The sequence below is a fragment of the Enterobacter sp. HG048 genome (assembly GCF_024702055.1).
In the GTDB taxonomy this organism is placed as follows: domain Bacteria; phylum Pseudomonadota; class Gammaproteobacteria; order Enterobacterales; family Enterobacteriaceae; genus Enterobacter; species Enterobacter dykesii.
The window spans coordinates 69,610-85,669 of the sequence record NZ_JANLIZ010000007.1; the positions used below are offsets into that span (position 1 = coordinate 69,610).

Here is a 16,060-nt window from a genome sequence, read left to right on the forward strand (position 1 = left end):
CTCGTCATTCGATAGCGAGCCTAACACTCTGGCACGCAAACGGGCAGGATTAACGCTGGTACTGCGCAGATGAGTAAGATAGTCTCTGAGCGTTTGTAAGCCGTAGCCACTGATGACGGAACAATAAAATACAACGTATGAAAAAACGTATCCCCACCCTCCTGGCCACAATGATTGGCTCCGCCCTGTACAGTCAACAGGGGCTGGCAGCCGATCTCGCCTCGCAGTGTATGCTTGGCGTTCCAAGTTATAATCGCCCACTGGTGAGTGGCGATACAAATAGCTTGCCGGTAACCATTACTGCCGACAGTTCGAAAGGGACTTACCCTGACAATGCCACGTTTACGGGCAATGTCGATATTAACCAGGGCAATAGCCGCCTGCAGGCAGACGAAGTGCAGTTGCACCAGAAGCAGCCGGAAGGTGCGGCCGAGCCGGTACGAACGGTGGATGCGCTAGGTAATGTGCACTATGACGACAATCAGGTCATCCTGAAAGGTCCGAAAGCCTGGTCAAACCTGAATACGAAAGATACTAACGTCTGGAAAGGTGATTACCAGATGGTGGGTCGCCAGGGGCGCGGTGACGCAGACCTGATGAAACAGCGCGGTGAAAACCGCTATACGATCCTGGAAAACGGCACGTTCACGTCATGTCTGCCGGGTTCCAATACCTGGAGCGTGGTCGGGAGCGAAGTTATCCATGACCGCGAAGAACAGGTCGCAGAGATCTGGAACGCCCGCTTCAAGCTGGGCCCTGTTCCCATATTCTACAGCCCTTATCTGCAGCTTCCCGTCGGTGACAAACGTCGCTCCGGTTTCCTGATCCCGAATGCCAAATACAGCACGTCGAACTACTTTGAGTTCGAACTGCCGTATTACTGGAACATCGCGCCAAACATGGATGCGACGATCACGCCGCACTATATCCACAAGCGCGGCAACATCATGTGGGAGAACGAGTTCCGCTATCTGACCCACGCCGGTGCGGGTCTGATGGAGCTGGATTATCTGCCGTCGGATAAAGTCTTCCAGGACGAGCATCCAACCGAAGGCGATAAGCATCGCTGGATGTATTTCTGGCAGCATTCCGGGGTGATGGACAAGGTCTGGCGTTTCAACGTCAACTACACCAAAGTCAGTGACCCGAACTACTTCAATGATTTCTCATCCAAATACGGTTCGAGTACCGACGGTTATGCCACGCAGATCTTCAGCGTGGGTTACGCGGTTCAGAACTTCGATGCGACGGTAACCAACAAACAGTTCCAGGTATTCTCCAACCAAACGGCAAGTACCTATGGCGCCGAGCCTCAGCTGGACGTTAACTGGTACCAGAATGACGTGGGTCCGTTCGACACCCGTATTTATGGTCAGGCGGTGCATTTTGTAAACACCAATTCCAATATGCCGGAAGCCACCCGAGTTCATCTGGAGCCCGTCATCAACTTGCCATGGTCGAATGACTGGGCAAGCCTGAACACGGAAGCCAAGCTGATGGCGACACACTATCAGCAAAAAAATATTGATGATTACAATACCAGCAACAACGCCCATCTTGAGGAATCCGTAAACCGTACGCTTCCGCAGTTCAAGATGGACGGTAAGCTGATCTTCGAACGCAATATGGCACTTCTGGCGGATGGCTATACCCAGACGCTGGAGCCACGTATGCAGTACCTGTACGTGCCTTATCGCGATCAGAGCAACATCAATAACTATGACTCCTCTTTACTGCAGTCTGACTATAGCGGCCTGTTCCGCGACCGTACCTACGGTGGTCTTGACCGCATCGCGTCAGCGAACCAGTTAACGACCGGGGTCACATCGCGCGTTTATGATGACGCTGCCATTGAACGTTTTAACGTTTCTGTTGGTCAAATCTACTATTTCACCGAGTCTCGCACGGGCGATGACAATATTAAGTGGGAGAAAGATAACAAGACAGGTTCGCTGATTTGGGCTGGTGATACCTACTGGCGTATGACCGATCGTTGGGGTCTTCGCGGTGGCGTGCAATATGACACCCGTCTCGACAATATCGCCAACAGTACGGCGGCGATTGAGTATCGCCGGGATGAAGATCGTATGCTGCAGTTGACCTATCGTTATGCCAGCCCGGAATATATTCAGGCGACGCTACCGAACTATGGTACTGCCGAGCAGTATAAAGATGGTATTTCGCAGGTGGGTGGCGCAGCGAGCTGGCCAATCGCCGACCGCTGGTCAATCGTAGGCGCGTACTACTTTGACACCAACGCCAATAAAGCTGCTGACCAGATGGTGGGTCTGCAATATAACTCCTGCTGTTACGCGCTGCGTGTCGGCTACGAACGCAAGCTTAACGGCTGGAACAGTGAAAACAATCAGAGCAAATACGATAACGTGATTGGCTTTAACTTCGAGTTACGCGGCCTGAGTTCCAACTACGGTCTGGGTACGCAGAAAATGCTGCGCTCGAATATTCTGCCGTACAGTAGCGCCTTGTAATGTGCTTGATTTGCAACGTAATCCGCTTTGCGGTTAATTGAAATGGAAAAAGTATGAAGAACTGGAAAACGCTGCTGCTCGGTGTCGCTATGGTTGCGAATACCAGCTTCGCCGCCCCCCAGGTTGTTGATAAAGTCGCTGCTGTGGTTAACAACGGCGTCGTGCTTGAAAGTGACGTTGACGGTCTGATGAAATCGGTGAAGCTCAATTCGGGTGAAGCCGGTCAACAGCTTCCGGATGACGCCACGCTGCGCCACCAGATCCTGGAGCGTCTGATCATGGATCAGATCGTTCTGCAGATGGGGCAGAAAATGGGTGTGAAGATCACTGACGAGCAGCTCGATCAGGCGATCGCTAACATTGCGAAGCAGAACAATATGTCTTTAGACCAGATGCGCAGCCGCCTGGCCTATGACGGCATCAGCTACGCCACCTACCGTAACCAGATCCGTAAAGAGATGCTGATTTCGGAAGTGCGTAACAACGAAGTGCGTCGCCGCGTCACGATCCTGCCTCAGGAAGTGGACGCGCTGGCAAAACAGGTGGGCAACCAGAACGATGCGAGCACAGAGCTGAACCTGAGCCACATTCTGATCCCACTGCCAGAGAACCCAACGTCCGATCAGGCTGCGGAAGCCGAAAGCCAGGCGCGTTCGATTGTTGAACAGGCGCGTAACGGCGGCGACTTTGGCAAGCTGGCAATCACCTACTCCGCTGACCAACAGGCGCTGAAAGGCGGCCAGATGGGCTGGGGACGCATTCAGGAGCTGCCATCTATCTTTGCCCAGGCGCTAAGCACGGCGAAGAAAGGGGATATCGTCGGTCCTATCCGTTCAGGCGTGGGCTTCCACATTCTGAAGGTGAACGATCTGCGCGGCCAGAGCCAAAATATCTCCGTCACCGAAGTTCACGCTCGCCACATTCTTCTGAAACCGTCACCGATCATGACTGACGATCAGGCGCGGGCGAAGCTGGAACAGATCGCAGCAGACATTAAGAGCGGCAAAACCACATTTGCGAAGGCAGCAAAAGAGTTCTCTCAGGATCCAGGCTCTGCTAACCAGGGCGGCGATCTGGGCTGGGCGGCTGCGGATATCTACGATCCTGCCTTCCGTGACGCGTTGATGAAGCTGAACAAAGGCCAGATCAGCGCGCCGGTCCACTCTTCGTTTGGCTGGCATCTGATCGAGCTGATGGACACCCGTAACGTTGATAAAACGGATGCGGCACAGAAAGACAGAGCCTACCGTATGCTGTTTAACCGTAAGTTCTCTGAAGAAGCAGCAACCTGGATGCAGGAACAACGCGCCAGCGCTTACGTGAAAGTTCTGAGCAACTAATGAAACAGCATCGTGTTGTTATCACGCCCGGCGAACCCGCCGGGATTGGGCCTGACCTCGTTGTCCAGCTCGCCCAGCGCAGCTGGCCGGTAGAACTGGTTGTCTGCGCCGATGCAACACTGTTACAAGACCGGGCAACGCTGCTCGGTCTGCCTTTAACGCTCATCCCTTACGTTGAAGGCCAACAGCCTGCACCGCAGCAAGCCGGTACGCTCACCCTTCTTTCTGTTCCCCTTCGTACGCCGGTTATTCCGGGCCAGCTCAGCACGGAAAACGGCCACTATGTCGTTGAAACCCTGGCGCGCGCCTGCGACGGTTGCCTGAAGGGCGAATTTGCCGCCCTTATCACCGGCCCCGTCCACAAAGGCGTCATCAACGAAGCGGGTATACCCTTTACCGGGCATACGGAGTTCTTCGAAGAGCGCTCGCACAGCCCGAAAGTGGTGATGATGCTGGCGACGGAGGAAATGCGCGTTGCACTGGTGACTACCCATCTGCCGATCAAAGCCATCCCTGATGCGATTACCCCGGAACTCCTGCGCGAGATCATCGGGATTTTGCATCACGATCTGCAGACAAAGTTTGGGATCCCGCAGCCGCACGTGCTGGTCTGCGGCCTCAATCCGCACGCCGGTGAAGGCGGGCACATGGGCACCGAAGAGATCGACACCATCATTCCGGTACTCAACGAAATGCGGGCGAAGGGGATGAACCTCAGCGGGCCGCTGCCTGCAGATACCCTTTTCCAGCCGAAATACCTGGATAATGCCGACGCCGTGCTCGCGATGTACCACGATCAGGGCCTGCCCGTGCTAAAATACCAGGGCTTTGGCCGCGGGGTGAATATCACCCTCGGCTTACCCTTTATTCGAACGTCCGTTGACCACGGTACTGCGCTGGATCTGGCAGGCCAGGGGAAAGCGGATGTCGGCAGTTTTATTACGGCGCTTAATCTCGCCATCAAAATGATTGTTAATACTCAATGACTAATCGAGTCCATCAGGGCCACTTAGCCCGTAAACGTTTCGGGCAAAACTTCCTTAACGATCAGTTCGTGATCGAAAGCATTGTCTCGGCTATTAATCCGCAAAAAGGTCAGGCGATGGTCGAAATCGGCCCGGGCCTTGCCGCGCTGACCGAGCCGGTAGGCGAACGCCTCGACGAGCTGACCGTCATCGAACTGGACCGCGATCTGGCCGCACGCCTGCAAACGCACCCGTTCCTCGGGCCGAAGCTGACCATCTATCAGCAGGACGCCATGACGATGAACTTTGGCGAACTGTCGGAAAAAATGGGCCAGCCGCTGCGCGTCTTCGGCAACCTGCCGTACAACATCTCCACGCCGCTCATGTTCCACCTCTTTAGCTATACTGATGCCATTGCCGACATGCACTTCATGTTGCAAAAAGAGGTTGTTAACCGTCTGGTTGCAGGCCCGAACAGTAAAGCGTATGGTCGTTTAAGCGTGATGGCACAGTATTACTGCAACGTGATCCCGGTACTCGAAGTACCGCCGTCAGCGTTCACACCACCACCGAAAGTGGATTCAGCGGTTGTGCGCCTCGTGCCGCACAAGACGAAACCGTATCCGGTTAAAGATTTGCGCGTACTGAGCCGCATTACCACGGAAGCCTTTAACCAGCGCCGTAAAACGATCCGTAACAGCCTGAGCAATTCGTTTACCGTTGAGGTGTTAGCCGAGCTGGGGATCGACCCGGCAATGCGTGCGGAGAACATTTCCGTAGAGCAGTACTGCAAGCTGGCTAATTACATCAGCGATAATGCGCCGCCGAAGGAGAGTTAAGCCATGATTGATTCGCCCCGCGTATGTGTCCATGTACAAAGCGTCTATGTTGAATCACAGTCCTCACCGGACGAAGAACGTTTTGTTTTCGCTTACACCGTGACCATTCGCAATCTGGGGCGGATGCCCGTGCAGCTGCGCGGGCGCTACTGGCTTATCACTAACGGCAATGGCCGCGAAATCGAAGTTCAGGGCGAAGGTGTGGTTGGTGAACAGCCCCACATCGCCCCTGGCGAAGAGTACCAGTACACCAGCGGCGCGGTGATTGAAACGCCGATGGGTACCATGCAAGGCCATTATGAAATGGTCGACGTCGATGGCAATGATTTCCGCGTTGCCATTCCTGTGTTCCGTCTCGCCGTAACCACACTCATTCATTAATCTAATGTCTACATATCTGATTGGCGACGTTCACGGTTGCTACGATGAACTGATCGCATTATTAAAACAGGTCGACTTTACGCCAGGACAGGACACGCTCTGGCTGACGGGCGATTTAGTCGCGCGTGGCCCCGGCTCCCTTGAGGTTCTGCGCTTCGTTAAATCACTCGGCGATAGCGTGCGCATGGTGCTGGGCAATCACGATCTGCATCTGCTGGCAGTTTTCGCCGGGATCAGCCGCAACAAATCTAAAGATCGCCTCACCCCACTGCTGGATGCGCCGGACGCGGACGAGCTGATTAACTGGCTGCGCCGTCAGCCCCTGCTGCAGATCGACGAAGAGAAAAAGCTGGTCATGGCGCATGCCGGGATCACCCCGCAGTGGGATCTTGAGACGGCGAAAACCTGCGCGCGTGACGTCGAGGCGGTGCTGGCGAGCGACTCGTATCCTTTCTTCCTTGATGCCATGTACGGCGATATGCCGAACCACTGGAGCGAGGATCTCAGCGGTCTGGCCCGTCTGCGCTTTATCACCAACGCGTTCACCCGCATGCGCTTCTGCTTCCCGAACGGACAGCTGGACATGTATTCCAAAGAGACGCCGGAAAGCGCGCCCGCTCCGCTGAAACCATGGTTTGCCATTCCGGGACCGGTGACCAGCGAGTACAGCGTGGTATTTGGTCACTGGGCTGCGCTGGAAGGAAAAGGCACACCGGAAGGGATTTACGGTCTGGATACCGGATGCTGCTGGGGCGGAGAGTTAACCTGCTTACGCTGGGAAGATAAAGCTTACTTTGTGCAGCCGTCCAACCGACAGCTGGACTTAGGAGAAAGTGAGGCCGTTGCCTCCTGATACGCTATTCCCTCTCCCGGCCGGGAGAGGGAAAATCACTTAACGACGTTCCAGAATCTCGAAGCAGTAGCTGTGGGAGTTCTGTGCATCCGCGTCGTGGAATTCGCTGAATACCGATTCCCACTCGTCCGGATCGTAGTCCGGGAAATGGGTATCCCCTTCCACTTCTGCATCAATGTGGGTCAGATACAGCTTCTGCGCTTTTGGCAGGAACTGCTCGTACACGCGCCCACCGCCAATAACCATGATCTCTTCGGCATTGCCGCATGCAGCAATCGCCTCGTCTACTGAATTTACCCATTCGACGCGATCGTCAGTGCCCGGCTGGCTGCTGATAACGATATTCTTTCGACCCGGCAATGGACGACCAATCGACTCCCAGGTCAGGCGGCCCATCACTACCGGCTTGTTTAACGTAGTACGTTTAAACCATGCGAGATCGGCAGGCAGGTTCCACGGCATGGCATTTTCCATACCGATAACGCGGTCCACCGCCAGCGCTGCAATCAGACTGATCATTGAAAATTTCCCGGATGCAAAAAATTGCCGCCACTATACGGAAAGCTTAATCTTTCGTCGACTGGCGGCAGGGTAAAGATAAAGAAATTTTTTAATATTGCTGGCAACTCCACTTCACGCGGAAGGTTTACTCTCGGGCTCGTCAGCCGGATCGCCGGTATGCTTGCCCTCTTCCGTGCCCTGCCAGCCGTGACGCTGGATCAGCGACAGGTGGTTACGGTCCTCGTTAATGATTTCCGTCAGCATCGCGCTGGTGCGTTTGAACACCGCCGCACGCTCGGTGGCCGTACTGCCGGCCATCGCCGCCATCTCTTCAACCATCTCGGTATTAAAGCGGCGGAACAGGTCTGCCCGTTCGCGTGCCTCATACGCGCCGAGCCCCAGGTTTTCCAGCGCCACGCGGCCAGACTTCAGCGCGCCTTCGAAGGTTTCACGCTCTGGCGCCTCTACGCCCGCCTGCCGCAGCCGGATGTAGTGATCCACATCGCGCGCGCGGGAGATAATGGTCAGCGCCGGGAAATGTTCTTTTACCAGCTCCACCATCTGCATGCTGGTTTCCGGATCGTCAATGGCGTTAATCAACACCTCGGCTTTTGCCGCCCCGGCGGATTCCAGCAGATCGACGCGGGTCGCATCCCCGTAGAACACCTTCATATCAAATTTACGCAGGGTATCGACATGATCGGGGTCGTGATCGAGGATGACCATTTTCACCCCGCTCGACAGCAGTAAACGCCCCACGATCTGCCCGTAGCGGCCAAATCCGGCGATGATGACGCGCGGCTGCTCCTCGTCGATCTCGTCGGCCTCGCGCTCCTGCTCGCTGCCCGCTTTTTCCAGGCGCGTCAGCACCACCAGCAGCACGGGCGTCGCCGCCATCGACAGTGCCACCGCCAGCGTCAGCGCCTTCGCCCACTCGGGATCGAGCACGTTTGCCATCTGCGCGGCGCCAAAGACCACGAACGCAAATTCACTCCCCTGCCCCAGCAGCACGGCGAACCAGCGGCGCTGCCTGCCCGGCACGTTCAACGGGCGAGCAATCAGCCACAGCGTCACCATTTTAATGACCAGGAAGCCGACGAGCAGGATGACGATCCGCAGCGGATGCGTCACCAGCGTGCCGAAATCGACGGACATCCCGACGCCGATGAAAAACAGTCCCAGCAGCAATCCTTTGAACGGCTCGATATCGCTTTCCAGCGCGTGACGGTACTCAGAGCTCGCCAGCAGAACGCCTGCGAGGAACGCCCCCATCGCCATCGACAGCCCGGCCTCCTCCAGCAGCAGACCGAAGCCAAACACCAGGAACAGCGCCACGGCGCTGAACACTTCGCGCAGGCCAGAACGGGCGACAAACCTCAGCAGCGGGCGGGTCACGTAGCGGCCAAGCAGCACCACCAGCGCCAGCGCGCCCGCCACCTTCAGCGCCGACAGCGCAAAAGCGCCCAGCGTGGTAGAGGAACCGCTGGCCGCCAGCAGCGGGATCATCGCCACCAGCGGGATAGCGGCAATGTCCTGGAACAGCAGCACCGAGAACGCGCTGCGTCCCATCTGTGAAACCGTCAGATTTCGCTCGTTCATCGCCTGCATGGCAATCGCCGTCGAGGAGAGCGCCAGCGTCATGCCGATGAGCTCTGCCACTTTCCAGTCCATGCCCAACAGGATGCAGAACCCACCCAGCAGCAGGCCGCAGGCCACCATCTGCAGCGCCCCGCCGCCAAATACCGAGGCGCGAAGCTTCCACAGCCGCTGCGGGTCGAGCTCCAGGCCAATCACAAACAGCATCAGCACCACGCCGATTTCAGCGAAATGGAGGATCGCCTCTGCATCCGTGACCAGTCGAAAGCCCCACGGCCCAATGACGCAGCCCGCAATCAGGTAGCCGAGCACCGAGCCCAGACCCAGGCGTACCGCCACGGGCACAATCAGCGCCGCCGCGCCGAGGTAAATCAGCGCCTGTATCAGCGTATGGCTATCCATGGTGCGCCTCCTGCCACTCAAGTAAGCGTTGTTTATAATGGCGAGCCTGCGCCTGCAGCGTTTCATCATCGCAAACAAACGTGCAGTGCATCGCAAAAGGCGGGAGCCAGTTCAGACCGCAATAGAGCGCAGTCGCCTGCAGCGGCTGCGCCAGGACGTCAAAACCCGGGAAGGAACCGATATCAAAATGGCTTTCCCCACCGCCGGTGGTGACCGCCCACATCAGGCTTTTTCCTTTTAGCGCATTGCCGTTGTGGCCATACGCCCAGCCGTGGGAGAAGACTTTATCAATCCACAGCTTCAGTAGCGGGGGCGTGCTGTACCACTGCATCGGATGCTGCCAGATAATCAGATCGGCACGGGAGAGCGCCTCCTGTTCGGCGGCGATATCGATATTAAAATCGGGATAGAGTTGATAGAGGGAACGTATCTCTACGTTATCAAGCGTCCTTACCTGCTCAAGCATCCGCTTATTCGCATGCGAGTGCTGCGGATAAGGATGGGCATAAATTATCAGAATCATTGATTAGCCTGTTGTTACTGCTTTCTTTTAACAAAAGAGTGTAGTCAGTAATTCAACAGGCTAATAGTGAATATTATTGACGGGCTTACGTCAGAATTCTGAATTAGTTATCCAGCTCGCCCATAGATTTCACCTGGTCACGGTTAATCTGCTCGGTTTGACCGGTTTCGGCGTTTTTGTACGACACCAGCCCGGTATCGTCATCCACCTGCGGTTTGCCGTCGGTGACAATGGTTTTGCCATCGGTGGTTTTTACGGCCTGATTAGACGAACAGCCCGCAACGGTAAACATTGTCGTGGCAGCCAGAACGGAAGCGATCAGTAATTTATTTTGCATGGTGTTTTCCCCTGCTCTCAGTTGAATTTCGTTATCGACCTAACCATTTTAGGCTAACTGACTGAATGCGGATGAAAAACCAGAAGGTTCTGAAGATGGGAGAATACCCGGCAACCGAACGGCACCGGGCATTTTTACTTACTTGCTAATCTGCGCGTGCATTTCCTGCACCGAAATTACCTTCTCGGTGGCATCCGCATTCAGCGCCATGGCCGTTGCGAAACCGCCGTTCAGGGTGGTGTCGTAGTGCACTTTGTACTGCAGCGCGCTGCGGCGAATCAGCTTGGAGTCTTCAATCGCCTGGCGGCCTGCGGTGGTGTTGATGATGTAGGTGTATTCGCCATTCTTGATACGGTCCTGAATGTGCGGACGACCTTCATGCACCTTGTTCACCAGACGCGGGTTGATGCCGGCTTCGCCCAGCACAATCGCGGTACCGTGGGTCGCGTCCAGCTCGAAGCCCTGTTTCAGCAGCTTGGCGGCCAGGTCAACCACGCGCTCTTTGTCGCCTTCGCGAACGGAGAGCAGCGCACGGCCTGATTTTCTCATGGTGGAGCTACTGCCCAGCTGCGCCTTCGCGAACGCTTCTGCGAAGGTGCGGCCCACGCCCATCACTTCCCCGGTAGAGCGCATTTCTGGCCCTAACAGCGGGTCAACGCCCGGGAATTTGTTGAACGGCAGCACCACTTCTTTCACCGAGTAGTACGGTGGAATGATCTCTTTGGTCACGCCCTGCTGCGCCAGCGTCTGGCCCGCCATCACGCGCGCCGCTACTTTCGCCAGCGGTACGCCGGTGGCTTTGGAGACGAACGGTACGGTACGTGCCGCGCGCGGGTTGACTTCAATCAGGTAGACTTCGTTGTCTTTAACCGCGAACTGGACGTTCATCAGACCGCGAACCTGCAGCTCGAAGGCCAGCTTCTGCACCTGCTGGCGCATCACGTCCTGAATCTCCTGGCTCAGCGTGTACGCTGGCAGAGAACAGGCGGAGTCGCCGGAGTGCACGCCCGCCTGCTCGATATGCTCCATGATGCCGCCAATCAGCACCATTTCGCCGTCGCAGATGGCGTCCACATCCACTTCCACCGCGTCGTCGAGGAAGCGGTCGAGCAGCACTGGCGCATCGTTGGAGACGCTCACCGCGGTCTGGAAGTAGCGACGCAGGTCGGCTTCGTCATAAACGATTTCCATCGCGCGGCCGCCCAGCACGTAGGAAGGACGCACCACCAGCGGGTAGCCAATTTCTTTCGCCTTCTCAACGGCCATTTCAATGGCGGTGACGGTGGCGTTCGCCGGCTGTTTCAGCTTCAGACGGTCAACCGCCTGCTGGAAACGCTCGCGGTCTTCCGCACGGTCAATCGCATCCGGGCTGGTGCCGATAACCGGCACGCCTGCTGCTTCCAGCGCGCGGGCCAGCTTCAGCGGGGTCTGGCCGCCGTACTGCACGATAACGCCTTTTGGCTTCTCGATGCGCACGATTTCCAGCACGTCTTCCAGGGTAACAGGCTCGAAGTAGAGGCGGTCAGAGGTGTCGTAGTCGGTAGAAACCGTTTCCGGGTTACAGTTGACCATGATGGTCTCGTAACCGTCCTCGCGCAGCGCCAGCGAGGCGTGTACGCAGCAGTAGTCGAACTCGATGCCCTGGCCGATACGGTTTGGACCGCCGCCCAGCACCATAATCTTGTCGCGGTCGACGGACGGGTTCGCTTCGCACTCGTCTTCATAGGTGGAGTACATGTAGGCGGTGTCGGTCGAGAATTCCGCCGCACAGGTGTCCACGCGCTTGTAGACCGGGTGCAGGTCATACTGGTCGCGCAGCTTGCGGATTTCCGCTTCGCGCACGCCCGCCAGCTTAGCCAGACGCGCATCGGCGAAGCCTTTACGCTTCAGCACGCGCAGGAAGTCAGCGTCCAGGCCATTGATGCCCAGTTCAGCAACCTGCTCTTCCAGACGCACCAGCTCTTCAATCTGCACCAGGAACCAGCGGTCGATGTTGGTCAGGTTGAACACGCCGTCGACGGACAGGCCCGCACGGAAGGCATCGGCGATATACCAGATACGTTCTGCGCCCGCGTCTTTCAGCTCGCGGCGGATTTTGGTCAGCGCTTCCGGGTCGTCCAGGCTCACTTTCGGGTCAAAGCCGGTCGCGCCCACTTCCAGACCGCGCAGCGCTTTCTGCAGGGATTCCTGCTGCGTGCGGCCAATCGCCATCACTTCACCGACAGATTTCATCTGGGTGGTCAGACGGTCGTTCGCGCCCGCGAATTTCTCGAAGTTGAAGCGTGGAATTTTGGTCACAACGTAGTCGATTGACGGCTCGAAGGACGCTGGGGTGCGGCCACCGGTGATGTCGTTCATCAGCTCGTCGAGGGTGTAACCCACCGCCAGCTTCGCCGCCACTTTCGCAATCGGGAAGCCGGTCGCCTTAGAAGCCAGCGCGGAGGAACGGGATACGCGCGGGTTCATTTCGATAACAATCAGACGGCCTGTTTTCGGGTTAACGGAGAACTGCACGTTAGAACCACCTGTTTCCACGCCGATTTCACGCAGTACCGCCATCGAGGCGTTACGCATGATTTGATACTCTTTGTCGGTCAGGGTCTGGGCTGGCGCAACGGTGATGGAGTCACCGGTGTGGATACCCATCGCATCGAAGTTTTCGATGGAGCAGACGATGATGCAGTTGTCGTTTTTATCACGCACCACTTCCATCTCGTACTCTTTCCAGCCAATCAGCGATTCATCAATCAGCAGCTCTTTGGTTGGAGAGAGATCCAGGCCGCGTTCGCAAATTTCTTCGAACTCTTCGCGGTTATAGGCGATACCGCCGCCGGTGCCGCCCATGGTGAACGATGGACGGATGATGCACGGATAGCCCACGTCAGCCGCGACGGCCAGCGCTTCTTCCATGTTGTGTGCGATACCGGAACGCGCAGTGTCGAGGCCGATTTTCTTCATCGCCACGTCGAAGCGGCGACGGTCTTCTGCTTTATCAATCGCGTCGGCGGTCGCACCGATCATGGTCACGCCGAACTCTTCCAGCACGCCCTGACGCTCCAGCTCCAGCGCGCAGTTCAGCGCCGTCTGGCCGCCCATGGTTGGCAGCACCGCGTCCGGACGCTCTTTCTCGATGATTTTACGCACCACTTCCCAGTGAATAGGCTCGATGTAGGTCGCATCAGCCATTTCCGGGTCGGTCATGATGGTCGCCGGGTTGGAGTTCACCAGGATAACGCGGTAACCCTCTTCGCGCAGGGCTTTACACGCCTGCGCGCCGGAGTAGTCGAATTCGCAGGCCTGGCCGATGACGATCGGGCCAGCGCCAAGGATCAGGATGCTTTTTATGTCTGTACGTTTTGGCATTGTCTTCTCGGCTCCTGATTATTTAGCGGTCTTACGGTATTGCTCGATAAGTTCGATGAAGTGATCGAACAGCGGCGCGGCGTCGTGCGGGCCCGGGCTCGCTTCCGGGTGGCCCTGGAAGCTGAATGCTGGCTTATCGGTACGATGAATCCCCTGCAGGGTGCCATCGAACAGCGACTTATGGGTCACGCGCAGGTTAGCCGGCATCGAGGCTTCATCGACGGCAAAGCCGTGGTTCTGCGCGGTGATCATCACCGTGTTGTTATCGATGTCTTTCACCGGATGGTTACCACCGTGGTGGCCGAACTTCATCTTAACGGTGTTTGCACCGCTCGCCAGCGCCAGCAGCTGATGGCCGAGGCAGATGCCGAATACCGGGATGTCGGTTTCCAGGAAGGACTTGATGGCGGCGATGGCGTAATCGCACGGCGCCGGGTCGCCAGGGCCGTTGGACAGGAAAATACCGTCCGGATTCATCTTCAGCACGTCTTCGGCAGACGTTTGCGCCGGAACCACCGTCAGGCGGCAGCCGCGGTCAACCAGCATGCGCAGGATGTTGCGCTTGGCACCGAAATCGTAGGCCACCACGTGGAACGGCAGCTCGCTCTCTTTTTTCGCTTCCGGCAGGTCGCCTTCCAGCGTCCAGCTACCCTGAGTCCAGCTGTAGGCTTCAGCGGTAGTCACTTCTTTCGCCAGGTCCATGCCGTTCAGGCCCGGGAAGGCTTTCGCTTTTTCCAGCGCCAGCGTCGCATCGAGGTTATCCCCCGCGATGATGCAGCCGTTCTGTGCACCCTTCTCGCGCAGCAGACGCGTTAACTTACGGGTATCGATATCGGCAATCGCCACAATGTTATGGCGCTTCAGGTAAGAAGAGAGATCTTCGGTATTGCGGAAATTGCTGGCAATCAGCGGCAGGTCGCGGATGACCAGGCCTTGCGCATGTACCTGAGAGGATTCTTCGTCAGCCGCATTGGTGCCGACATTGCCGATATGAGGATAAGTAAGAGTAACGATTTGGCGAGAATAGGAAGGATCAGTGAGGATTTCTTGATAACCGGTCATTGAAGTATTGAAAACGACTTCCCCAACCGCCGAACCCGTTGCCCCTATGGCCCGACCGATAAACTGGGTTCCGTCTTCCAGAACCAATAGCGCTGACTTAATCAAAACACCCTCCAGAGAATATTCACTCACTTTATTTGCATATTAATTCATAGCATGTCATGGATCAATGCAAATGTGTTGCCAGCGGATTTTTGGCAAACGGCGGCATTCTGGAGATTTGATGGGTAAAAGTCAACTTAAAACGGATATTTTGCTTATTCTTTTGCAAGCCTGACGAGTGGAATGCGGCTTAAGCGACAAAAAGATCAGGTAAATCACCGTGGAAAACGCTTGCGCGCCTGGTTTAATAAAAAATAACGCATTGGAGCAGAATAAAGTGGACCAAATGGTCAAAATTTACATTCCAGTAACGTTAAAATGCAACAATAGATAGACATTTATGGCTTTAAGGTAAAATTCACCATGAAACACATAAAATAAAAGGGCAATAAAATATTGCCCTATGCAATCAAACAATTACGACTGCAATAACCACATCACGATGGGTAATAATGCTTACAAATTGTTGAGATCAAGCACATCTCGCATATCAAAAAGGCCGTCTTTCTTGTTTTTAAGCCACAAAGCGGAACGTACGGCGCCGTTGGCGAACGTCATTCGGCTGGAGGCTTTATGCGTAATTTCGACACGTTCGCCAATATCGGCGAACATCGCTGTGTGTTCGCCGACGATGTCACCCGCGCGCACGGTTGCAAAGCCAATGGTGCCCGGCACGCGTTCGCCGGTGTAACCTTCGCGGGCATAGACCGCGCATTCTTTTAAATCTTTATCGAGTGCATGAGCAATCGCTTCGCCCATCGCCAGCGCCGTACCCGATGGCGCATCCACTTTGTAACGGTGGTGAGCTTCTACGATCTCGATATCGGTATAGTTGCCCATCACCTTCGCGGCCTTCTCCAGCAGCTTCAGCATGACGTTAACGCCCACGCTGAAGTTCGCCGCGAAGACAATCGCAATCTCTTTTGATGCATCCTGGATAGCCTGCTTGCCCGCATCGTCAAAACCGGTGGTGCCAATCACCATCCCCTTGCCGTGCTGACGACAATACGCCAGATGCGCGAGCGTTCCTTCCGGGCGGGTAAAATCGATGAAGACATCGAAGTCCTCTTTTACCGCCTCCAGGCTGCTTTGCACGGTAACGCCCGTGTGGCCAGCGCCAGCCAGCTCACCGGCATCGGTCCCCAGAAGCGACGAACCTTCTCGCTCCAGTGCCGCGCCAAGCGCGACGCCATCCATCTGAAGTGCCGCCTGAATCAGCTGACGGCCCATACGTCCACCCGCGCCCGCAATAGCGACACGGATCTGTGCATCATGCATAGTTATTCTCTTACGTTAAAATGATGTAA

13 protein-coding genes are annotated in these 16,060 nt (G+C 56.2%); 6 read left to right on the plus strand and 7 right to left on the minus strand.

Annotated elements, in window-relative coordinates; translation table 11 throughout:
* The first annotated feature begins 137 nt into the window (after window positions 1-137).
* The 6 genes from lptD to apaH are packed head-to-tail and all read left to right on the plus strand — an operon-like array spanning window position 138 to window position 6,867.
* A complete protein-coding gene (lptD, locus tag NUX24_RS10725; protein ID WP_257831451.1) occupies window positions 138-2,489 on the plus strand; it encodes an LPS assembly protein LptD in 2,352 nt (783 codons plus the stop codon).
* Between the two features lie 53 nt (window positions 2,490-2,542).
* Window positions 2,543-3,829 carry a peptidylprolyl isomerase SurA gene (surA, locus tag NUX24_RS10730; protein ID WP_126328865.1) on the plus strand — a complete coding sequence of 429 codons (1,287 nt, stop codon included), beginning with the start codon at window positions 2,543-2,545 and terminating at the stop codon, window positions 3,827-3,829.
* The gene (gene pdxA / locus NUX24_RS10735; RefSeq protein ID WP_029740873.1) at window positions 3,829-4,815 is read left to right on the plus strand and encodes a 4-hydroxythreonine-4-phosphate dehydrogenase PdxA; all 987 of its coding nucleotides are present in this window, start codon (window positions 3,829-3,831) and stop codon (window positions 4,813-4,815) included. Before surA ends, pdxA begins: the two co-directional genes overlap by 1 nt.
* The gene (gene rsmA / locus NUX24_RS10740; protein ID WP_023310362.1) at window positions 4,812-5,633 is read left to right on the plus strand and encodes a 16S rRNA (adenine(1518)-N(6)/adenine(1519)-N(6))-dimethyltransferase RsmA; all 822 of its coding nucleotides are present in this window, start codon (window positions 4,812-4,814) and stop codon (window positions 5,631-5,633) included. Before pdxA ends, rsmA begins: the two co-directional genes overlap by 4 nt.
* Before the next feature lie 3 nt (window positions 5,634-5,636).
* Window positions 5,637-6,014, plus strand: coding sequence for a Co2+/Mg2+ efflux protein ApaG (apaG, locus tag NUX24_RS10745; protein ID WP_023310361.1), 378 nt, complete (start codon window positions 5,637-5,639; stop codon window positions 6,012-6,014).
* 4 nt (window positions 6,015-6,018) lie between these two features.
* Entirely contained in the window at window positions 6,019-6,867 is an 849-nt protein-coding gene (apaH, locus tag NUX24_RS10750) for a bis(5'-nucleosyl)-tetraphosphatase (symmetrical) ApaH (protein WP_257831456.1), read from the plus strand.
* Between the two features lie 39 nt (window positions 6,868-6,906).
* Here the strand turns inward: apaH and folA are convergent, their stop codons facing one another.
* The 7 genes from folA to dapB form a co-directional block, all read right to left on the minus strand.
* Window positions 6,907-7,386, minus strand: coding sequence for a type 3 dihydrofolate reductase (gene folA, locus NUX24_RS10755; protein ID WP_047651566.1), 480 nt, complete (start codon window positions 7,384-7,386; stop codon window positions 6,907-6,909).
* Window positions 7,387-7,500: 114 nt separating this feature from the next.
* Window positions 7,501-9,366: a glutathione-regulated potassium-efflux system protein KefC gene (gene kefC, locus NUX24_RS10760; protein ID WP_047651567.1), complete on the minus strand. Its 1,866-nt coding sequence runs from the start codon at window positions 9,364-9,366 to the stop codon at window positions 7,501-7,503.
* On the minus strand, window positions 9,359-9,889 hold the full coding sequence (gene kefF / locus NUX24_RS10765; RefSeq protein ID WP_024907429.1) for a glutathione-regulated potassium-efflux system oxidoreductase KefF: 531 nt from the start codon (window positions 9,887-9,889) through the stop codon (window positions 9,359-9,361). Before kefF ends, kefC begins: the two co-directional genes overlap by 8 nt.
* A gap of 103 nt (window positions 9,890-9,992) precedes the next feature.
* Entirely contained in the window at window positions 9,993-10,226 is a 234-nt protein-coding gene (locus tag NUX24_RS10770) for a YgdI/YgdR family lipoprotein (RefSeq protein ID WP_023310357.1), read from the minus strand.
* A gap of 138 nt (window positions 10,227-10,364) precedes the next feature.
* Window positions 10,365-13,589: a carbamoyl-phosphate synthase large subunit gene (gene carB, locus NUX24_RS10775; RefSeq protein WP_039260850.1), complete on the minus strand. Its 3,225-nt coding sequence runs from the start codon at window positions 13,587-13,589 to the stop codon at window positions 10,365-10,367.
* Window positions 13,590-13,607: 18 nt separating this feature from the next.
* Complete coding sequence (carA, locus tag NUX24_RS10780; RefSeq protein ID WP_010427050.1) at window positions 13,608-14,756, minus strand: glutamine-hydrolyzing carbamoyl-phosphate synthase small subunit; 1,149 nt, start codon at window positions 14,754-14,756, stop codon at window positions 13,608-13,610.
* A gap of 453 nt (window positions 14,757-15,209) precedes the next feature.
* Complete coding sequence (gene dapB, locus NUX24_RS10785; RefSeq protein ID WP_257831463.1) at window positions 15,210-16,031, minus strand: 4-hydroxy-tetrahydrodipicolinate reductase; 822 nt, start codon at window positions 16,029-16,031, stop codon at window positions 15,210-15,212.
* Window positions 16,032-16,060 lie beyond the last annotated feature (29 nt).